17 protein-coding genes are annotated in these 20,725 nt (G+C 40.8%); 5 read left to right on the forward strand and 12 right to left on the reverse strand.

The genetic code is table 11. The features are described from left to right. Positions 1–309: 309 nt before the first annotated feature. The 6 genes from MKZ11_RS01015 to MKZ11_RS01040 all read right to left on the reverse strand — a co-directional run bounded on the left by MKZ11_RS01015 (position 310) and on the right by MKZ11_RS01040 (position 8,888). Positions 310–1,020, reverse strand: coding sequence for a WecB/TagA/CpsF family glycosyltransferase (locus tag MKZ11_RS01015; RefSeq protein ID WP_340792217.1), 711 nt, complete (start codon positions 1,018–1,020; stop codon positions 310–312). After that, entirely contained in the window at positions 1,017–2,309 is a 1,293-nt protein-coding gene (locus MKZ11_RS01020; RefSeq protein WP_340796877.1) for a nucleotide sugar dehydrogenase, read from the reverse strand. Before MKZ11_RS01020 ends, MKZ11_RS01015 begins: the two co-directional genes overlap by 4 nt. Before the next feature lie 189 nt (positions 2,310–2,498). Next, positions 2,499–3,680, reverse strand: coding sequence for a S41 family peptidase (locus tag MKZ11_RS01025; RefSeq protein WP_340792218.1), 1,182 nt, complete (start codon positions 3,678–3,680; stop codon positions 2,499–2,501). A 231-nt stretch (positions 3,681–3,911) separates the two neighbouring features. Next, positions 3,912–4,988, reverse strand: coding sequence for a CAP and S-layer homology domain-containing protein (locus tag MKZ11_RS01030; protein WP_340792219.1), 1,077 nt, complete (start codon positions 4,986–4,988; stop codon positions 3,912–3,914). A gap of 274 nt (positions 4,989–5,262) precedes the next feature. Further along, positions 5,263–6,459: an aminotransferase class I/II-fold pyridoxal phosphate-dependent enzyme gene (locus MKZ11_RS01035; protein ID WP_340792220.1), complete on the reverse strand. Its 1,197-nt coding sequence runs from the start codon at positions 6,457–6,459 to the stop codon at positions 5,263–5,265. 1,517 nt (positions 6,460–7,976) lie between these two features. After that, the gene (locus tag MKZ11_RS01040; protein ID WP_340792221.1) at positions 7,977–8,888 is read right to left on the reverse strand and encodes a DMT family transporter; all 912 of its coding nucleotides are present in this window, start codon (positions 8,886–8,888) and stop codon (positions 7,977–7,979) included. A 360-nt stretch (positions 8,889–9,248) separates the two neighbouring features. Between MKZ11_RS01040 and MKZ11_RS01045 the strand changes: the two genes are divergently transcribed. From MKZ11_RS01045 to pckA, 4 genes are all read left to right on the forward strand, one after another. Continuing rightward, positions 9,249–9,407 carry a hypothetical protein gene (locus MKZ11_RS01045; protein ID WP_340764609.1) on the forward strand — a complete coding sequence of 53 codons (159 nt, stop codon included), beginning with the start codon at positions 9,249–9,251 and terminating at the stop codon, positions 9,405–9,407. Positions 9,408–9,564: 157 nt separating this feature from the next. After that, positions 9,565–9,909, forward strand: a complete 345-nt coding sequence (locus tag MKZ11_RS01050) for an ArsR/SmtB family transcription factor (RefSeq protein WP_340758911.1) — start codon at positions 9,565–9,567, stop codon at positions 9,907–9,909. 105 nt (positions 9,910–10,014) lie between these two features. Next, positions 10,015–11,769 (forward strand): SulP family inorganic anion transporter, encoded by a 1,755-nt coding sequence (locus tag MKZ11_RS01055; protein WP_340758912.1) that lies wholly within the window; start codon positions 10,015–10,017, stop codon positions 11,767–11,769. Between the two features lie 34 nt (positions 11,770–11,803). Next, complete coding sequence (gene pckA / locus MKZ11_RS01060) at positions 11,804–13,312, forward strand: phosphoenolpyruvate carboxykinase (ATP) (protein ID WP_340758913.1); 1,509 nt, start codon at positions 11,804–11,806, stop codon at positions 13,310–13,312. 217 nt (positions 13,313–13,529) lie between these two features. Here the strand turns inward: pckA and MKZ11_RS01065 are convergent, their stop codons facing one another. The 4 genes from MKZ11_RS01065 to MKZ11_RS01080 all read right to left on the reverse strand — a co-directional run bounded on the left by MKZ11_RS01065 (position 13,530) and on the right by MKZ11_RS01080 (position 18,260). After that, positions 13,530–13,895, reverse strand: a complete 366-nt coding sequence (locus MKZ11_RS01065) for a DUF6262 family protein (protein ID WP_340758914.1) — start codon at positions 13,893–13,895, stop codon at positions 13,530–13,532. Position 13,896: 1 nt separating this feature from the next. After that, positions 13,897–15,810 (reverse strand): tyrosine-type recombinase/integrase, encoded by a 1,914-nt coding sequence (locus MKZ11_RS01070; RefSeq protein ID WP_340758915.1) that lies wholly within the window; start codon positions 15,808–15,810, stop codon positions 13,897–13,899. Positions 15,811–15,813: 3 nt separating this feature from the next. After that, positions 15,814–16,899, reverse strand: a complete 1,086-nt coding sequence (locus tag MKZ11_RS01075) for a tyrosine-type recombinase/integrase (protein WP_340758916.1) — start codon at positions 16,897–16,899, stop codon at positions 15,814–15,816. A 374-nt stretch (positions 16,900–17,273) separates the two neighbouring features. Next, positions 17,274–18,260 carry a nuclease-related domain-containing protein gene (locus MKZ11_RS01080; protein ID WP_340792222.1) on the reverse strand — a complete coding sequence of 329 codons (987 nt, stop codon included), beginning with the start codon at positions 18,258–18,260 and terminating at the stop codon, positions 17,274–17,276. Between the two features lie 208 nt (positions 18,261–18,468). Here MKZ11_RS01080 and MKZ11_RS01085 point away from each other — a divergent pair, with 208 nt between their 5' ends. Then, the gene (locus tag MKZ11_RS01085; RefSeq protein WP_340792223.1) at positions 18,469–18,678 is read left to right on the forward strand and encodes a hypothetical protein; all 210 of its coding nucleotides are present in this window, start codon (positions 18,469–18,471) and stop codon (positions 18,676–18,678) included. A 46-nt stretch (positions 18,679–18,724) separates the two neighbouring features. Here the strand turns inward: MKZ11_RS01085 and MKZ11_RS01090 are convergent, their stop codons facing one another. Together MKZ11_RS01090 and MKZ11_RS01095 are read right to left on the reverse strand one after the other, a co-directional pair. Continuing rightward, complete coding sequence (locus MKZ11_RS01090; protein ID WP_340792224.1) at positions 18,725–19,915, reverse strand: polysaccharide deacetylase family protein; 1,191 nt, start codon at positions 19,913–19,915, stop codon at positions 18,725–18,727. Positions 19,916–20,015: 100 nt separating this feature from the next. Further along, positions 20,016–20,633 (reverse strand): 3'-5' exonuclease, encoded by a 618-nt coding sequence (locus MKZ11_RS01095; RefSeq protein WP_340792225.1) that lies wholly within the window; start codon positions 20,631–20,633, stop codon positions 20,016–20,018. Positions 20,634–20,725 lie beyond the last annotated feature (92 nt).

The following is a 20,725-nucleotide window of genomic DNA, read 5'->3' on the forward strand; positions in this document are numbered from 1 at the left end:
ATTAGGGGTCTTCCGCTTTTGGAGGTGGCTAGCTACAGGCGCCAGATGCTCGGGTCGTAAGTCGTCTTGGCTGTGAGGCAAAGGGCGCCTCTTCGCCAAGTCGTCTTATGCCCGGCGCATCTAGACGGCGCCCTTCGCTTTTCTGGGCACAAAAAAAGACTTGAACAGATGGGAACTGTTTAAGTCTTTTTTTGTGGTCAACCAACCGATTTTGATCTGCGTGGCGTTTGTTATATATGTTATAGAGGAAATTATCCTTACACTTATGTATTCTAGCATCCTATTTACTAGAATACAAGTCTCTAAAACTTACTTTTGTTTAAATACTTCAAAAAGAAATTTTGGTAGATTCATTTGTCTTTTTAGGCGGCTTGGTTCTTTTAATAGACGGTATAGCCACTCTGCACCCATTCGTTGAAATGCGGCTGGAGCACGTTTGACATTACCCGCTAAGACATCAAAGGAACCGCCGACGCCTTGGTAAAGTGTTGGGTATAGGTTGTCCCGATGCTGTTCAATCCATTGTTCTTGTTTTGGTGAACCCATTGCTACGAATAGAATCTCGGGCTGCGCTTTATTAATCGTATCGAGAACTTTACTTGTGTCTTGTTCGTAACCATCTTGTGTGCCGGCTACGATTAGATTCGGGTATGTTGCGACCAGTTGTTGAGCCGCCTTATCGGCGACTCCCGGTTTCGCACCATATAGAAAGATAGACTTCTGTGTTCGTGCCGCTTCCCTGACGACGCGATCCATCATGTCGACACCTGTAACCCGTGATGTAATGTTGCCTTTTATCAGTTTGGACGCGATGATGACACCGATGCCATCGGGGATTTGGAATTCCGCTCTATTAAGGAGCGCTTTGAGTTCCGGGTCCTCTTTCGCTTTCATGAGCTTTTCCGGGTTGATGGCGACGACGAGTGATTTTTTCTTGTCTTCGATGTTGCGGAAAACAATTGGAATTAATTGGTCATAGTTTTCGGTATTGACTTGGACGCCTAGGATCTCTTCCTTCATATAGAAGAAAGTCCTTTGTTCTTGCCGTCACCGAGTTTGAAGAAACGGAATCCGGCTTGTTCCCACTTGTCACGATTGAGTGCATTTTTCGTATCAAGGACAAGCGGCTTTGTGTCGCCCGTGTTCAGTGTCTCCGGGTTAAGGTTTTTGAACTCCGTGTGATCCGTCGTTAGGATGATTAGGTCAGCGTCTTGGACGGTTTCCCCGAGTGATGCTTTTTGTGTTGCGTGTTGCAGTTCTTTTATATGTGGATCGAATGATGTAACCGTAATATTTAAGTTTTGCAGTTCTTTAATAACTTCCGTCGAAGGGCTTTCCCTTAGATCGTCGACGTCTGCTTTGAATGCCAGACCTAGGACCGCGACATTGCCGTTTTGGATGCCGTTTTCTTCGAGCAGTGTTTTTGCTTTTTGCGCTGTGAATTTCGGCATGCCGTTGTTCGTCAGGCGCGACTTCTTGATAATATCCGAGTTTTCCGGGCTTAGTTCAACAAGGAACCATGGATCGACTGCGATACAATGTCCGCCAACGCCAGGTCCGGGCGTATGGATGTTAACACGCGGATGGAAGTTGGCAAAGCGGATGGCTTCCCATACATCGACGTCGATTGTTTCGGCGATTTTTGCGAGTTCATTCGCAAATGCGATGTTAACGTCGCGGTAGGTGTTCTCCATTACTTTGACGAGTTCCGCTGTTGTTGCGTCAGTGAGGTGGATTTCCCCTTGGACGAATGTTTGGTATAGCTCTTTTGTCATTTCAGCAGATTCGGGTGTGATACCGCCTACGATGCGATCGTTGTTAATGAGTTCTTCAAAGATTTTGCCTGGAATGACACGTTCAGGCGAGTGTGAGACGAATAGGTCTTCGCCCAGTGTCAGATTTGATTTACGAAGTTCCGGCAGCATAACGTTTTCTACTGTTTTCGGTGGGACTGTCGATTCGAGAATGACGAGTGCACCTTTTTTCAAGTAAGGCACAATTGACGCAGTCGCTTTTCGGATGTATTCCAAGTTTGCTGTGTTGTCCGGGTTAATTGGTGACGGAACTGCAACGATGTAGACGTCCGCTTCAACCGGCTTTGTTGAGACGGTGAATAGTTCTTGGTCGATTGCTTGTTCGAGACGCTCTTGAAGTCCGTTCTCTTCTATGTGAAGTTGTTTGTTGGCTATCATGTTAACTGCTTTTTCATTTACATCGACGCCGTGTACGCGGACGCCACTGTTGGCGAACATGACTGCTGTTGGCAGACCGATGTAACCGAGTCCGACGACGCATATGTTTTTATTTATGTTTTCATTTATAGTTCTACTCATCGTTACTTTCCTCTCCTCTGGCTGTTGCTTGTGCTGTGTAAACATTCGTTGATTATAGCACAATTGAGCATGTGTCTTCCACTTACCAAGCAAGCGAGTCTGTTCAGGTCATCAGGTGGTCCTATTTAATAGAAGAGTTTCATCAGATTAAAGGGTTAAAGTGTCTCATTTAGCGCCTTGAACGGTGACTGGAACATAGGAACCTTGTTTGACTGTGCGGCCTTTTGTATTTTGTAATCCTGGATGGATGACAAGTTCGTAGGTTCCGCCGGGCTGCAAGTTTTTATTCGGGATGATTTCAAGTGTATTATTGCCCTTTTGTTTGTATGTGACCGGGACGGCTACGCCGCCGATTTTAACGAGCTCTATTGTATTGGACGCCTGTGCCTCTTTAAAGTTCATTGGTTGTGTAAATTGAACGTTAAATGTTTTGTTTACGGGGACGTTTTGTAGTGCTTCTACTCTTTTGTATTTCTTCTTGCTGAATGCGTCGTTTAGGATTCTCTGATGGATATCGGTCAGTTCTTTGTTCGGTTCCGTTTTGATAGCCGGTTGGATGCCTTTTTTATGGACAAGCGTTCCTTTGGGGCCTGTGAATTGCCCGATTGTCAGTTTGAGTGCGCTGCCGTCATCGAATTCGAAGAATGACTGGACGCTCCCCTTCCCTTTAGTCGTCTCGCCTACTATTGAAGCGGCTTGCTGATCGATGAGGGATGCTGCGACGATTTCAGATGCGGACGCAGAGTAACGATTGACGAGTACGTATGATTGTTTTGGGAATTTCGTTTTTGTCCGGATTGGTTTAATCATTTTATTGCCTTCTCGGGTTTTGAGATAGTATGCGTCTGTCACGCCCTCGTAAAAACCGAGGAGCTGTTCGGCACTATCGACATACCCGCCGCCGTTATAGCGAAGGTCGACGATAAGTCCGGTTGCTCCCGCCTTTTTCAGTTTCGGCCAGTGTGATTCAATTTGTTTCCCTAAATCGGCGGAGAAGGTGTTGATTTTTATGTAACCGATATTGCCGTATAGCATCGATGAGGTGATTGGATGCAGTGGTGCTGTTTTTGTTCGTGTTGCTGCGACGTTGGGCGTCGGTTGTTGCGTATCATATGCTACCGCTCCGAGGTATGTACGGTATTCTTCCGCGGACATGAAACGCGAGTACTCGTCTAGCGAACTGACGACTTCATCCACGGTTTTCATCGAATAAAGATTTTTTGGAATGTCGCCGTAGTAGTAGGTATCGACGAAGAATTTGACGTCGTCGATGGTCCCCGCCTGAGCGAGTGGTGTGAATAAGAACAGGGTTAGGATGGCGATGAGTGCTGTTTGTAGTTTTTTCAATGTAGGTGCGTCCCCTTTCGCGGGTATAGCTATCTGTTGGTATTCTAAACTATACCCAGATTTATAGTTGTAAAGACGTTTTGTAGAAAAAAAGGTTACGGTGATTCTTTGCTGGTGTTGGTTAGTTTGGTAGAGATGTTGTTTAGTTTAATAGAGTTGTTGTTTAGTTATGCTTGAGTGTTGAGAAGTCACGCTTAAAATTTGCTTTCTTTTGCTGAAGCATTGTCTTGTTTATTTTTGCACAAACAGGTTGACCCAGTACGTGTATCCTTTTGCATCGGTGGCGTAACCGGAGCCGGTGTGTGTGAATTTCTTGTTTTCGATATTGGCACGGTGGGTTGGTGTGATCATCCACTCCTTGACGACGGATTCAGGTGCGATATAGCCTCTAGCAATATTTTCTCCGAAGGCGGTCCATTTGTATTTGAATGTGTTTAGCATTTGATCGACAGTGCCATAAGTTGGTGACTTGTGGTCAAAGTAATTGTTTTTTGCCATGTCTTCGGCTTTTGCTTTGGCGACTGCGGAGAGATCAGCGTCATGAATAAGTTCTTTTGCGTCGAGCTGTTTCCGCTGTTTATTGACCAAGTCGATGGTTTTAAGAGCGTTGTCTTGGCTGTCAATAACTGGCGGCATTGGATCAGGCTTTTTCTTGTCCATATACATTTGGCGGGCTTTGTCATAGTAGATGACGCCTTTTTCGCGCTCAAGGTCGAATGTCGTTGTACGATCGATGAACGCTGCCATATGTGCACGGGATACATTGTCGTTTGGTTTGTACATGCCGCCTGGCTCTGTTGTTGTAATGCCTAGTTCGGCGAGTGTCGTGATGTAGCCGTAGTTCTGGTTCAGCTTTATGACGTCTTGAAATTTTATAAGGTCATTGTCGTCTACGATAATTTTGTACCCAAGTGTTAGGATTTTGGCCATTTGCGCACGTGTGAGCGACTCATTCGGGTGGAATTTGTCCCCGTCGGAGAAGATACCGCGTTCCGTGAGGGCACGGATATAATCGTATGAGCCATGGGCCGGGCTGACGTCTTGGAAACTTGGTTTGAATGTTGCGGTTGGTTTTGCGTTGATGGCTAGCGCGACGACTTTTGCGGCTTGCGCGCGAGTGACCGGTTCATTCAGGCGGTAGGTTCCGTCCGGGTAGCCATTGATCAGGCCTCTTTTTGAGATGTTGTCGATGGCTTTGTTAGCCCAGTGCGCGGGCGGGACGTCGGTGAAGGACGCGGCTTGTGCGGCTGGGGTTGCTGTAAGTAGTAGTGTTGCTGAGAGAATTGCGGTTGGGACCCATTTTTTCATAGTAGGGATTCCTCCTTTCCTATGATTATACTACTTTAGCGGGTTGAAGGTTATAGGGAGTGTGTTGGGTAGGTGGATGTGGGGATTTAGTTGGAGGGTTTCGGGATAGTTTGTTTAGTTCGATGAAATTGGTGTTGTGGCAATCGGCGGTTTATGGGTTCTTGTTGTTGCTGAAGTCTATAGCTTTTACTTCGCTAAAAAAATAACCGTCCCCCTCTTGATAAGGTGCGACGGTTATTTCTGTCTAATTTTTGTGCTGTTATTCATTTCTTGATTACAATAATGGTGGGTCTGGGACGATGTGGCGCTCGTTGTTGCGCCAGTTGGTTATCCAGTTTTCGAGACGGTTCATGGCGATTTCGAGTTGGTCGAATGCGTAGGCGTAGGAAATTCGGACGTGACCTTCGCCATATGCTGTGAAAGCGGTGCCTGGTACGACGGCGATTCGGGCTTCGTCGAGCAGGGTGTGGGCGAATTGTTCGGCTGTTTGGTTGAACTCTTTAATAGAAGGAAAGATGTAAAATGCGCCATTTGGTTTGACTGTTGGGAGTCCCATGTTGGTGAGCCTTGTGTAGATGTAGTCACGGCGCAGGATATAGTCAGGGTTCATTGCCGCAGGCGTGTGTTGGCATTCGGTTAGTGCGCAGATGGCGGCGTGTTGGGACGGGACGCTTGCGCAAATGGCGTTGTAGGCGTGTATTTTGACGGCTTGTTGCATCCACTTTTCGGCTGCGAGCAGGAAGCCGATGCGCCAGCCGGTCATGGAATGGGATTTGGACAGGCCGTGGATGAGGAATAGTTTGTCTTTAAGTTCAGGGTACTGGGCGAATGAGCGGTGTTCCCCTTCGAAAATGTTTTCGCTGTAGATTTCGTCTGAGATGATGAAGATGTCGTGTTTGGTGAGTGTTGCAGCGAGTTCGTCCATTGTTGCGCGCGGGATGGTGACGCCGGTTGGGTTGGATGGATAATTGAAGACGATTGCTTTTGTTTTGGGTGTGATTAGTTTGGCGATTTGAGTTGGATCCGGAATGAAGCCCGTTTTTGTTGTATCGAGATAGATGGGTATGGCGCCGGCGAGTGTGATGAGCGGTTCGTAGCCGGTGTAGATGGGTGCGGGAACGATGACTTCGTTCCCTTGTTCGAGAATCGTGCGGAATACGGTGTCCATTGCTTGGCTTGCGCCGGTTGTGATGATGATTTCAGATTGTGGGTTGTAGGTGAATCCGTATTTATCGGTAAAGAAATTGGATGCTGCTTGACGGAGTTCGAGTAGGCCGGCGTTGTGTGAGTAGGCAGTTTTGTTGTTGCTGATGGCTTTTACGGCGGCCTCTTTGATGCGTTCTGGTGTTGGGAAGTCGGGTTGCCCGATGGTTAGGTTGATGGCATCGGGGTAGTTTGTAAGCTGATTTGAGATTTTGCGGATGCCGGATGGTTCGATTTGTTGGACGCGCGGATTGACGGTAAGCGCCATTGTGATTCCCCCTTTTTGGTGGCGGCTCGGAACGGGGTGAATGGTCGTGTTGGTTGCCGCCTGTTTGTTTTAGTTTACTTACTTTTTTGGTTGGTGGATAGTAGTATATGCGGGTTGTTGGGGAAAGATTTTTGGGTGTGGGTGTCGGCGTTGTTTCGTTGTGAACTTTGAGGTTTGATTCGACAACGCTTTTTATGATTTATTGGCGACCCGGAAGTATTCCTCCCTCCTTACTGATCGTGTTATTTTCCGGTTCTGGTTATTGAAGTCTTCTGTGGCATACTGTATATTGAGAGTGGAAATAGTGATTTATAAAAAGGACCGCTTGACGTGTGATGCGTCGAACGGTCTGCAATAGCTAGGTTCCCTGCAAGGGGATCGGCGGACAAACGGGATAACCCATCTGAGGCCTAACTCAAGGATGGGTTATTTTTTATGGTTAAATGTTAGTATTAACACAATTAATGTTGCAAAAGTTACTGCGAACATCAATGCTTCGAATACTGCCACTGGCACCACCCCCTTTCGCACGGGAGTGAGCCGACCACCCTTGAGTTACCTATTCTATTGTTCTCTTATTACACCATACGTATGTTCTTGCATCATTGCAGTATCTAACTATTGTCGAATCACCGTTTCTATGTTGACGGAAGTTTCTTAGTTTTTCTTTAACGTTGTTTAGTTTTCCTGATACGTCGCTTAGTTGCGATTAAACAATGTTCACTTTTTTGGATATGTTGTGTTTTCTGTGGTTTGATTTGATAAGTCCTTTTCTGCTAAATTTTGGCTTGTTGAAAGTCCTTTTCCTCTCTCCCACCATGTCTTTTCTTGTGTCTGGTTCTTGAAGTCTTCTGTGGCATACTGTATATTGAGAGTAGGTATAGTGAATTATAAAAAGGACCGCTTGACGTGTCGAGCGTCAAAACGGTCTGCAATAGCTAGGTTCCCTGCAAGGGGATCAGCCCATCTGACGTCGTAACCCATCTGAGCCTCAACTCAAGGATGGGTTATTTTTTATGGTTAGATGTTAGCATTAGCACAATTAATGATGTGAATGTTACTGCGAACATCAATGCTTCGAATACTGACACCGGCACCACCCCCTTTCCTAATGGGAGTGAGCCGACCGCCCTTGAGTTACCTATTCTATTGTTTTCTTATTATACCACACATATGTTCTGTTTTCTCTTTTTTTTGAACTCTTGCTGCAATGCTTGAGGAATGTTTCTTAGTTTTTATGTTACGTTGTTTACTTTTTTGGAAATGTTGTGTATTTTGGGATTTTATTCGTATATAAAGGTAGCCGTCCAGAGGGTTGGACGGCTTTTGCTTTTGTTATTTATGCAATGGTAGTTTGTAGTCCCAAGTATAGATGGTGCCTTTTCGGTTAAGTCGCAGCTGGCGGAGTTGAATGGCAAAAAGAAAGCCATCCGGTGGTTCGGATGGCGGATTGGAAATTGATTGTTTATTGGATAGAAAGCAAAGTTTTTGCGGGAGTTTACCATGTAGTTAATGAGCTAGACGACTTCTTTATTTCGAGCTTGCCGCTTTTTCCATAGGTCCTCTGCGGCTCCGGATCCTAATATGACACCGGCGATGATTAGGGCGAGGCCGATGAGATGGCGGACGGTGATGATTTCTCCAAGGAAAAGGGCTGAGCCAATTAGGGAGAACATGGTGTTGAAGTTAATGAAGATGGCGGCTTTGGACGGGCCTACTTTTCCGACTGCATAGTTGTAAAGCATGTGTCCGACGGCAGTACCGACAATGGCGCTTGCTGCGAAACCGAGCCAGAATGTGGGTGGTACGGTGGCGAATGCTTTGATTTCGCCAGGTTCTTGAATCAGGCTGATGATGAATAAAACAGCGCTGCCGACGACCATCATATAGGCGGTCATGATACGCGGGTCCAGTGTTTTGGCCGCTTTTGAGATGACTAGGAATGAGAGTACTTGTGCAGCAATCGAGATGAAGACGAAACTGTCGCCGAGTGCGAGACCACCAATTCCCCCACCTGCTAGTACGACTGAGCTGACGCCGCCCAAACCGACTACGAAACCAATCCACTGCACTTTTGATGGATAGATACGCATGATTAGTGAAACAGAAATCGCTGTTAGAACGGGACCTAAGCCGAGGATAAGTCCGGCGTTTGTGCCGGTGGTGCGGAAAAGGCCCATGTTTAGGAAGTAATGATGGAGGACGACGTTGAGCATTGCTCCTCCGACTATGTATTTCCATTCGTTTTTTGTCGGCAAGCGGAGCATTTTGAATGCGCCTAGGATAATGAATACTGACACGCCTGCGAGCATAATCCGGAATGTTGTCATGGTGACTGGTCCGACGTATGTGAGCAGGTATTTGAGGAGTGGCAGGTTAAATCCCCAAATGAGCATTGCGGTGGTGAGTAGTGCGTAAATTTTCCACATGGGATTGGCCCCTCCTTTGGTTGGGTGGATTTTTTTAAGTAAACACCGTATGTCAGAGAATAGGCATACGGTGTTATACGGTTTTGGTTTGATAATGCTTAAGTATACACTTTTTTGGTGGGTGACAGTCACCTATACAATTCAATCTAGTGGTTGTGAGCGGTATGGGGTGGGATATGGGCGGTTGTTGGGGAGGGCTGATATCAATAGTAAAGTGGGAGAAATATTATGAAAGCAATCTCTTGGCTTTGACTACATGTCTTCAGAGTTAGCATAACTAAATTATAAAATTACCTTTTTTATGAAAGAATTAGTCAAAAAAGATAAGAAAAACTGTTTAACTTTATGGGGGCACTTCAAATGAGTGGTCGCCTTTTTATTTCGTTTACCCCTGTAAATTTAGTTTTCGGTGGGGATCATGTCGTTTTGCCTTTATTAGAACAGGAACTTGTACCAACTGGATGGATAAACGAAGTCTGGTCGTTCGCTGTAAAGATACTTCGCACTAGGAATTGTTGATTAACTAATTAATTTAGGTATTAACGATAGAAAACTACATTTCTGTATTTTTAACTTAAAATGATTTGTAAATCAAAAGAACTGGAGGTATAATTCGATTATACATATTCAAACATTTGAATATGTATAATCGAATTTGTCAAAGGAGGAAAATTGATTGTGGACAGATATACAACAATTTAAAGCTGATTTTTTTAAAGCCTTGGCACATCCACTAAGAATACGGATTCTTGAATTACTGTCAGAAGGAGAAAAGAGCGTTACAGAAATTCAAAGCACTCTTAATAGTGAAGGTTCCGCAGTTTCCCAACAACTAAGTGTATTACGCTCTAAAAATATTGTAGTTGGTATCAAAAATGGTAAACGAGTTGTTTATTCACTTCGCGACCCATCCATTATAAAACTTTTAATAGTTACACGAGAAATCTTCAATAATCATTTAATTGATACCCTTTCTATGTTAGAAGAATTAGATGAAGAAGATACACTTTCTAAATCATAGAATCGGAGTAATCAATGGAAATTTAAATAGATATAACTCCCTAAACAATCAATAATATACAATCAATTTACTATTTTAATCATTCATAGAAAAAGAAGGGGTATAATGAAAAGCTTTTTTACAGGAAGATTTGATGACTATTCAATACGGCATTTCCAAAAAGATCTTCTTTCAGGCGTTATTGTAGGGGTAATTGCTATACCATTAGCTATGGCATTTGCTATTGCATCAGGTGTGAAACCAGAATACGGGATTTACACAGCATGTATTGCTGGTATCTTAATTTCTTTATTTGGTGGATCGAAATATCAAATTGGAGGACCTACTGGTGCTTTCGTACCTATTCTTTTTGGGATTGTCATAGCTTATGGATATACAGATTTATTACTTGCTGGTTTTTTAGCCGGTATTATCTTGTGTTTAATGGCGATTTTTAAAATAGGTTCTTTGATTAAATTCATCCCTCGTCCTGTCACAATTGGTTTTACTTCAGGGATTGCCATTATTATTTTCACAGGGCAAATTGAAAATTTCTTTGGACTGACAGGGCTTGAAAAACATGAGAAGTTCATTGACAACATGAAGGAAATTATCTTTCATATTGATACAATGAATTTTTATAGTATAGGAATTGCCATATTGTGTCTTTTCGTCATTTTACTCACACCGAAATTATTGCCGAAAGTTCCTGGATCACTAATTGGTTTAATCGTAACAACAATAATAGCAACAGTATTCTTTTCAGGCAATATTTCAACTATAGGCTCCACCTTTGGAGAAATTCCAAGCCAACTCCCTCATTTTCGCTTTCCCGATATAACATGGGAAAGAATACAGCGTTTAATAGTACCTGCATTTGTAATTGCTATATTGGGAGGAATTGAATCTCTCTTATCCGCTGTAGTAGCAGATGGGATGACGAATAGTAAACACAATAGTAATCGTGAATTAATGGGCCAAGGAATTGCAAATATCATTACTCCTTTATTTGGAGGAATTCCAGCTACAGGTGCAATTGCACGAACAGCGACAAATATTAAATCTGGTGCTACTTCTCCTATGTCAGGGATTATTCATGGGATTTTTGTTTTATTAACCCTCTTAATATTAGCACCCTATGCTTCACTTATTCCGTTAGCTAGTATGGCGCCTGTTTTAATGATAGTGGCTTGGAATATGAGTGAAAGAAAACAGTTTCTTCATGTGTTGAAAATGAAAAGTGGCGATTCTCTTATTTTATTGGTTACATTTCTTTTAACTGTCTTCACCAGTATTACGATAGCAGTTATGGTTGGTCTCATCTTAGCTGTCGTTTTATTCGCAAAACGCATGAGTAATATGTTGGTTGTTTCCAAAGTGTTACCAGACCACACTCATAAGAATGAAATTGTTCAATCCCATGTAGTTAACGAAGCTCATAACTGCCCACAAATTAGCATTTATACAATTGAAGGGCCACTTTTTTTTGGTGCTGCACAAGTGTTTGAACAACGCATAATGGATACAATTCATTATGAACCTACTGTCTTGATTTTACGTATGGGGAAAGTACCGTTCATCGATTCGACAGGTGAAGCGAATTTGAAGAATATTGTCAATTATTATAAAAAACAAGGTGGAATTCTTGTGCTTTCAGGTATAGTTGATGATTTGAAAAAGTCATTGAAAAAGTCTGGTCTTTATGATGAAATTGGTGAAAAGTATATATTTAGTCGTACAGGCGAAGCCATTGACTATTCCATCTCAGAAATTAACCATAATAAATGTTTAGGATGTAAGCATTTCGCTTTTCATGAATGCAATCAACTTTCACATACAGGAAATCTCGATAAAAAGGAGTCTAAATTACTAGAAATATAAAAAATAAAAGATAACTAAAAAGGATGGATATAAAATGGGACTAAACAACGCACTCAAATTACATTTTAATATAACACCTAGTCAACTAATAAAAATCGCTATCAAGCGTAAAGAGGTTCAACTTTCTTCTGGTGGCGCGATAGTAGCGAAAACAGGTAAATATACAGGCCGTTCACCTAAAGATAAATTTATTGTTAAAGAACTTGCCTCTGAACTTGCAATTGATTGGAAAACAAATCAACAAATGACGTCAGCAAATTTTGATCTTCTTTTAAAGGATGTTTCTAATTATCTAGAAGAAAAAGAACTATTTGTATTTGATGGGTTCGCTGGAGCCGATCAAGCATATCGTCTACCTATTCGAATCATTAACGAGTATGCTTGGCATAATTTATTTGCTCATCAATTATTTATTCGTCCAACAAAAGAAGAGTTAGCTGTACACAAAGAAGATTTCACTGTAATCTGCGTTCCTAATTTTGAAGCTACACCTTCCATTCATGGAACAAATTCCGAAACTTTTATTGTGATTAATTTCGATAAAAAAATCGTATTGATTGGAGGAACACAGTACGCAGGAGAGATTAAAAAATCGATTTTTACTATAATGAATTATCTTTTACCAATTAATGATGTTCTTTCTATGCATTGTTCTGCAAATAAAGGATTAAATGAAGATGTTGCTTTATTTTTTGGTTTATCAGGTACGGGAAAGACCACTCTCTCAGCAGATGCTAATCGTATGTTAATTGGTGATGATGAACATGGTTGGTCAGACAAAGGTGTATTTAATATTGAAGGTGGTTGTTACGCAAAATGCATCAACTTATCAGAGGAAAAAGAACCAGAAATATTTCGCGCGATTACTTATGGATCTGTTTTAGAAAATGTCATAATCGATCCTCATACACATTTGGCAGATTATAATGATTGTAGTTTAACAGAAAACACACGAGCAGCTTATCCGATCCATAACATTCCGCATGCTCTTAATCCGAGTACGGCAGGACATCCAAATGTTATTTTCTTTTTAACAGCAGATGCGTTCGGTGTTTTACCACCCATTTCTAAATTATCAAAAGAACATGCCATGTATTATTTTCTTTCAGGTTATACCAGTAAATTAGCTGGAACTGAAAGGGGCATAACAGAACCAGAAGCAACATTTTCAACCTGTTTTGGTGCACCATTCTTGCCATTATCACCTAGAGTTTATGCTGAAATGCTTCGAGAGAAAATTCGGAAACATGACGTGGATGTTTATTTAATTAATACAGGTTGGTCAGGAGGCCCTTATGGAATAGGCGAACGTATTTCCCTTTCCCATACTCGAGCGATGGTTACAGCAGCTATTGAAGGTCAATTAGCACATACAGAATTTGAAATGGAACGGAGTTTTGGTCTTAACATACCTAAAAGTTGTCCTAATGTACCATCTGAAATTCTTAACCCCCGCAATACATGGAAAGATAAAGAGGCTTATGATATCCAAGCAACAAAATTAACAAATCTATTTCGGGAAAATTTCGAGAAGTTTTTATAAAAATCATAAAATAAAGGGTAAGTGGAGAAAAACGAGTCGTTTTTCTCCACTTACTTTTGTATATTTTGATTTTTCCCCAAGGGAATGTTATCTATCCAGTAACATTAGCTGTAGTCTAACCATAGAAGATCTTCGGGAATGCCTTGCTCCATATTTAACAGAGTGCTTTTCTTGTTTTAATTTGCAATGTACTATTTTATCTTATTCAACAAGACCTCTAAAACAACTTGCCATGTAATTTTTGAACTTGATCCCTTAATTGTTTGTTTTCTTCTTCTAGTGCCTTTATTCGGATTTTTAATGTCTTAATTAAACTATCTTCTGAACGAAGGTTTTTACTCTGTTTACGGGGAACTAATTCACTTATTTGCATCCCTCTTAATGTCTCTATTCTAGTTCTAATGTCTTTTTGTTTGTACAGCCATGACTTTGAAACACTTGCTTTTTGTGCAACGGAATTAAAATTAATCTTCTCTTTTTTCAGTGCCATCTCTGAAATTGTCTTTTCAACCCTAATTCTTGTCTTCTCCGACTTTTCTTTGGATAGTTGAATTATGGCAGTTGTGTTACTCTTTCTAGTCATCTTAATTCGTCTCCTTTAACGAATGAATAATTTGCTCTAATCTATTTTTAACACGTTCGTTAGTTTCAACCTGACGCTGCCATTGGTTCTGTTTAGCCCTATTTAATATTTCTTTAGTTCGGTCTAAGTGCTCTTCATGTTCATTTAGAAATTGTTTACTTGTACAGAAGTTCGTACAATCTAAACAAGCATTTGCGTGAGGACACGGTCCCGCAATTACTGGTAAACGACAATAGCCATTAGGAAGTGCTTGTGCATTGATATTTTTTTTAAACCATTGAAGATCTGTATTGTCAGCTTCAGTATTTTCTTCGGTTAAATCCAGAATGCTACCGCTATTCGTCACCAAAGTTTCCTTAAACTTTATGAACTCTTTCTTTAGAGTTTCATCAAAAATATGGGCATATCTTGCAGTCATTTCTGGTGATTCATGCCCTAAGAATTTTTGAACAATATGCTGTGGCACTCCGTTGTTTATCATTCTAGTGCCAACTGTATGCCGAAAGGCATGAGCATGAAATCGGAAAATCTCTCCTTTATTATCCGTTATCTTTTCTTCATAAGCTAATTTATTTAATTTAACTCTAAAGGTATCTTGCTTCAATGGAGAACCATCTTTCCGTGGAAATACATATACACATCCATCGTCAAGTTCATAAGCCACTCTTTGCTCTTGAACCAATATCAATGCAGCAATTTCTTTAGAAATAGGAATGGTATGTTCTTTCTTCATTTTCCACTGATAATACTTTAAAAAGCAATCCCCTTCTTTATCTGTTATGACACTCCCTTTTTTCAATGTACAAAGTTCACCGATACGCATTCCGCATTCTTGAAGTACCATAACCATTGCAGCCATATAAGGTTCCAATTTATCCAATTTAACATTTAATTGTTCAAGGACATGTTCATCTATATAACGTGGTTGTGCCTTCGGCACTTTAGGATAATCTTCTCGAAAGATAAGGATTTGGGAAGGCGAATCCTTCCAATCAAACCTTTGAAGTGTAGAGAAAAAAACTTCTAAAGTAGATATTCGTCCAGTCGCAGTACTAGGTTTTAAACCTTTTAAATTAATTTCATTTAAATATTGCTCAACTTCATTCCTAGTTAATTGATGAATCCTTCGTATGCCTTCACAATTTGTATTTATAAAATTAAAAAACTCTCTTAATTTTGACGCCATATCAACTACATGGGAAAAGCTACGTGTATTTAACATTAACTTACAATATCGCTTGACGATTTCTTTAAAATAATCATTTTCAAAACCCTTGAAATTGATTGTATATTCGTAGGACGTTGGATTTATCTTATCTTCCGGCAATGAAAGTTTTCTTAGATCCCAAACATCTTTATCCCATTCTTCACCATCAAAATAGAAATCCTCATAGAACTCCATAAACTGTTTTAAATTAGTAACGTAGTAGGAGTTCGCTTGCACAGAAATTTTATTTTGATTTATATCAAGCTTGTAATTTTTAGTCGTAGATTTTATTCCTTGTTCTACTAAGTAAGTTCGGTATTCCGTCAAAGCTTTTACTATAGGTACTTCAGTTATAGAGGTAATATCGGGATATTTTAAATTTAAAAACCCCAACATTCGACTTATCACTGTTCCTTTTCTAATCCAAACAGTTTTTGCACTCCAAGTTCCATTATTTAAGAGAACATAATAAAAGTATTTTAATTCTGTTTTTAACCAGATGTTTTCTACTTTATCAAAATTTACCCAACGATTTCTTAACGAAGGATTCTTACTTAACTCTATCGCACTAGGATGTGGGCAAATTCTTATATCCCATCTATCTGCTGCCCAAAACCCTTGTAAGACACTAGTCATATCCGCTATTTTTTTATTAATCTCTGTGTTAGTGACGAGCTTTCGATTTGTTGCAACGCTTGGAAATTTCATTTTTTATGTTTCTCTCCCTTGGAGATACGCTTTATATTCATTTTTCATATCTTGATCAGAAAGATGAACGTATGTATCAAGTGTTGTTTGTACATGTGCATGACCTAACCTTTTTTGTACGTAAGCAGCATCCCATCCACTTCTAATGAGTTCTGTGGCATGCGTATGACGCAACATATGGGCAGTGAAGGTAATCCCTGTCCGTTTCACCAATCGCCTTATAAGATCTAATACACTTTGATATTTTAGAGGTTTCCCAAAATAAGATTCTTTGAGATTTATAAATATATAATCATGCTCCAAATCTTCCCCATATTCATGAACTAAATAATCGGTGTATAAAGCCATTAATTCCTTGCTAACATCGATTGTTCGTTCTTTTCTAAGCTTAATATAAGCCCCATTTTCGTTGTGATCTCTTGGCATGATATTAATCTGATTATCCCAAGTAGAAATATCTTCGATACGAAGGGATAATACCTCTCCTACCCGAAGTCCTCCTTCATACATAAGCATAATAAGTAACTTATCCCTTTTTGTATGACACGCATCGATTATTGCTTTAACTTGTTCGTGTTCTAATACTTGTACAAGTTTCTTTTTGACCCTAAGCTTTAAAATATTTTTTTGATAAGATTTACCTTTAGAAATATGGTGAAGAAACCCCTTGAAATTTCTTCCCCTCGCTTCTTTAGTCATATCTATAGCTTTAAAATCTCCTGTACGATTTAAATACTCTAAGAAACTAGTTACAGCATTAAGTATGGCATTAACAGATGTTTCTTCTCTTTTAGCCTTCTTTGGTTGTAAATCTATTACCTTTACCTCCCCCGTTGGATTTCTTAACCATCCCACAAAGTTTGACATTTCCTCGAATTTCAAATCTTCTAATCTAATTCCTCTTTGGCTCATAAATTCATAAAACAGCTTGAGATGATAACAATATGTTTTAATCGTATTTGGCGCTTTCCCCGTATTATCCAAGTACTTTATATATCTCTTAACCGGTTCTACCACTTCAAAATTTTTGTCTAATAGTATGTATAATGGATATGATTTTTCCTCAACAACTACTTTTTGAACTTTCATTTCTCCACCACCTTTAAATACCTTAACTCCTATAAATAATACCTATATTTATTCATTAGTTAAAGTATTGAATTAAAAAAATCCTAAACTTTAAGTACTTAGAGTACTCTAGTTTAGGATACTATGTTTATGATATGAGCGGTTGGGTGGCGGATACGGGCGGTCATTTGGGAGATAGGAGCGGTCGGGCTAAGGATATGATCGGTCGAGGAGCATATATGAGTGGTTGTATATGATATATGGTCAGTCCCCTGCTTTTTCGGCGAACTCACTCGGGGTGGATTCTTTTGAATCAGCTTTTGGCTGCGGCCAAAAGCTTCCTTCTGATGGGGTTATGATTGGTATGGAGTGGAATGATTCATTGAAAAAACGCTTCATTGTTCATGAAGCGCTGAGTCGTGTTTATTTGTCTTTTCATTCGTGATGTAGAAACTTCCTTTGCCCTTCCCTACATGTTTTAATCCGGAGCCGGCTAGGAATCTTTTTGTAACGTGACGGTCGTTTAGTAACGTGAAGTTTCTAAACTCTTTGTTCGTTATTCGATTGTCAATCAGGTAAATCCAATCTGTAAGTGCGGTAACGTGGTAATTAGATCCAGTGTGTTTGCACTTCTGGCACGACCATTTCCTCTGTTTCCATTGCATTCCCCTTGCGTTGCATGCGGGACAGATGACACCTGGTAAAATGTCGGTTGATGGGATATTCATAAGTTTCGTGAGTGGGAACGGATTGTATTCTTGATGATTATTTCTTATTTCAGTTGCAAGTTTCCGTATGGCAGCTTTGCTTATGACCTCTTTCTGGATTGGCAAGGAATATAAGTATGATGGGAGTTCATTGGTAAATGTGAGTTTGGTTTCGGGAACGTTTTCGAAGACTAATTCGTTGGTATAGGCGAATGCAACGATTCCACTGATTGGGAGTTCTATTTTTCTTTGCAGTAACCACTGAGTAAGAAAGATTTGTTTGCGATCGAGTTCGGCAATGGGGTTTTTCAACACTTTTCGTTCACCAGTCGGGGATACTTGGATGAACTGTGTGGGGTTTGATTTTACAATAATTTTTCCGGCGAAGTTTTTCACTTCGATAATGAGGAGGAACGCCGGCGTGATAAGAATGGAATCCATTTGAAAATAAACACCGTTCTGTTTCAAACAAACATCGTGCAGGATGGCGTGTGGATATGGGGGTTTGAATTCTAGCATATGTTTATCAAGATGTTGCTCTCCACCGTATCCTGCTTTTCGAATACGCAAATCTTCCTCGATTCGATACATATCGGTATGTGACGGATGCAATCGGGGAATTAGTGCATTTAATCCAATTAGTTTTTTGGGTATTGATCTTTGCTTATATATCAATTTTACACCACCTCTATGAAAGCATATCAGATGGTTTAGTAGATTCATACGGTTAGTGGCAAAGCCGAATTGTACATTTGTAAAACGGAGTCATACTTGATATTTGAGGGGTATTTCCGCTTTAAATTTGAGTTTTTGACTTGTTGGTGGTTCTTGCTTTATTGGTGGAGGACTGGTGGCTGGTTTTATGATCGGTTGAGCGCGGGATATGAGCGGTTGGATGGCGGTTATGATCGGTTGGGCACGGAATATGATCGGTTCGACAAGTTATATGGGCGGTTGGGCACGGGTTATGAGCGGTTCGACGAGTTATATGGGCGGTTGGGCACGGGTTATGAGCGGTTCGACGAGTTATATGGGCGGTTGGGTGGGAGATATGATCGGTCTCTTACTTTGTAGAAATGTATGCCCGAAGTAGCCACTCTCTCCACATAAAAACCGCCTATGGAAGGCGGTTTTTGGGGTTATAATGTTGTGTCGTGGAGAAAATTTTGGATGATGTGGTGCTTGGGTTCGTATGTTTTGATGGTGTAGCCTTCTTTTTGTAGCCATTCTATGATTTCTGGGAGTGCTTTTGTTGTTTGATTGCGGTCGTGGAGTAGGATGATGATGTCACGGTCGCCGGATTTGTCGGCTTTTTCAACGCCGGTACGCACATTATTGACGATTTTATCTGTTTCTTTGTCGGTGTATTTCCAGTCGTTTGAGTCGACATCCCAGTCCCATATTTTGTAGTCGTTTTTGTTGAGTTGTTTTTGCATGGCCGGTGTGACGTGCGGTTTGCTACCGTATGGGACACGGAGCAGTTTAGCATCATTGCCGGTCATTTTAGTGATGAGTTCGGTTCCTTCGTTCATCTCGTCGATAAATGATTTTGTGGATTTGTATACTTTGTCTTTGTCGTGCGTCATACTGTGCGTGCCGATGTAGTGGCCGTCGCCAGCAACTGTTTTGACGATTTTCTCGTTGTCTTTCATATGTTTACCCAGGAAGAAAAATGAGCCTTGGACGTTGTATTTTTTTAGGGTTGCGTTGTTGATGGCTGTGAATTTATTTGGCCCGTCGTCAAAGGTCAAGTAGACGTTTGTTTTCGATTTTCCGCTGGTTGTTACAGGCGGTTTAACTGGCGACTTGATCGTTTCCTTTTTATTCAGTAATTTTTTCACATGTGTTTCGAAATCTGCGCGGCTCATATGTTCATAGTCGTCGCGGTAAATGCGCAGGGTTTGGATTTTTTGGATGTAATCTATTTTGAATCCGATTTGCCGGGCGATGTATTTGACGCTGATAAAGAGCGTGCCGTTTACATCGATGATTGGGGACCAATCAAGTTTCACACCGTCTTTTGAAGTTTGTTTTGCAGATTCGTCATAGCTGATTTCAATGCCACGCTTCCGAATATATGTGACGCCTTTTTCTTTTTCAACCGGGATGTAAAGTACTTTTGCGATATCGCTTAGGGGAACTTTCGTGTCGTTGTCTATTACCCGGACGTCTTTAAAGTCCAGTAACCGGTCGTGGAGTCCTATATAATGGGTTGCTTTTGTTGCTTTTGTTGCTTTTGTTGCTTTTGTTGCATTTGCTTCAATTGCCATTGTGCTGAAAACTAAACTAATAACCAACGCCGTACAGATTGCCAAAACACTTTTTTTCATCCCGATCGCCCCATTTCCATTCACTCATCTTCTCCTTTTTTAATAATAGCAAAAATCTGCAGCTGGTCATAGCTGACTTAGCAGATTATGCGGCCAAAATTTAAACATGCATTTGGGTACAATATTGATAAATTGCTGCGGTTGCAAGGCAGTCGCCAATTGCATCGTGTGCATCGTGTTCAAGCTGCAAAAAATCGGTTAATGTCGTCAGCTTGTGGTTCGGTGTTTGTGTGATTTTTTTTCGGGCAAGTTTCACTGTATCAATGACAGTATATGTGGGAATTTCAACGCCTTCGATAGCATCGAGCGCATACAAGAAGCCCATATCAAACGAAGCATTATGAGCGATAATCGGTAAATCTCCAATGAATCCCAGGAGTTCTTCAATTTTTTCTTCTATACTTGGCGCCCACTCCACCATTTCGTTTGAGATGCCAGTGAGGCTAGTGACAGTTATAGGAATGTGACGGGATGGGTTGATGAAGGTATTAAACATATCCTTCACCTCATGATTTACATATTTAATGGCGCCTATTTGAATGATTTTATCCGCGCCGGCACGGAGACCTGTCGTTTCGAAATCGAGTACAATATAATCTTCGACAGATTCGGATGAGGTGATATATTTTTTATCTTTTGAAGCTCTTCTTGCGCCCCAATTTTGTTGCTTAGGTTTCTTGTCGAGCAATTCAAACGCTTCTGTATTCCAGTTCGTCATAGGTGCACTTCCTTTTTTAGGTAATTCCTTTTCTAAGAGTATTCTTCTACTTATACTACTTAATACCCTTTTTTTCAATGAATACTCTTCCC

Source organism: Sporosarcina sp. FSL K6-1508 (assembly GCF_038007465.1).
Taxonomy (GTDB): domain Bacteria; phylum Bacillota; class Bacilli; order Bacillales_A; family Planococcaceae; genus Sporosarcina; species Sporosarcina psychrophila_B.

What these genes read in the sequence shown, in the direction of transcription:
- MKZ11_RS01015 (WP_340792217.1), bottom strand. Translation starts at nt 1,020, where the DNA reads ATGAAGGAAGAGATCCTAGGCGTCCAAGTCAATACCGAAAACTATGAC.
- MKZ11_RS01030 (WP_340792219.1), bottom strand. Translation starts at nt 4,988, where the DNA reads ATGAAAAAATGGGTCCCAACCGCAATTCTCTCAGCAACACTACTACTT.
- MKZ11_RS01035 (WP_340792220.1), bottom strand. Translation starts at nt 6,459, where the DNA reads ATGGCGCTTACCGTCAATCCGCGCGTCCAACAAATCGAACCATCCGGC.
- MKZ11_RS01040 (WP_340792221.1), bottom strand. Translation starts at nt 8,888, where the DNA reads ATGTGGAAAATTTACGCACTACTCACCACCGCAATGCTCATTTGGGGA.
- MKZ11_RS01045 (WP_340764609.1), top strand. Translation starts at nt 9,249, where the DNA reads ATGAGTGGTCGCCTTTTTATTTCGTTTACCCCTGTAAATTTAGTTTTC.
- MKZ11_RS01055 (WP_340758912.1), top strand. Translation starts at nt 10,015, where the DNA reads ATGAAAAGCTTTTTTACAGGAAGATTTGATGACTATTCAATACGGCAT.
- pckA (WP_340758913.1), top strand. Translation starts at nt 11,804, where the DNA reads ATGGGACTAAACAACGCACTCAAATTACATTTTAATATAACACCTAGT.
- MKZ11_RS01065 (WP_340758914.1), bottom strand. Translation starts at nt 13,895, where the DNA reads ATGACTAGAAAGAGTAACACAACTGCCATAATTCAACTATCCAAAGAA.
- MKZ11_RS01070 (WP_340758915.1), bottom strand. Translation starts at nt 15,810, where the DNA reads ATGAAATTTCCAAGCGTTGCAACAAATCGAAAGCTCGTCACTAACACA.
- MKZ11_RS01075 (WP_340758916.1), bottom strand. Translation starts at nt 16,899, where the DNA reads ATGAAAGTTCAAAAAGTAGTTGTTGAGGAAAAATCATATCCATTATAC.
- MKZ11_RS01085 (WP_340792223.1), top strand. Translation starts at nt 18,469, where the DNA reads ATGAGCGGTTGGATGGCGGTTATGATCGGTTGGGCACGGAATATGATC.
- MKZ11_RS01090 (WP_340792224.1), bottom strand. Translation starts at nt 19,915, where the DNA reads ATGAAAAAAAGTGTTTTGGCAATCTGTACGGCGTTGGTTATTAGTTTA.
- MKZ11_RS01095 (WP_340792225.1), bottom strand. Translation starts at nt 20,633, where the DNA reads ATGACGAACTGGAATACAGAAGCGTTTGAATTGCTCGACAAGAAACCT.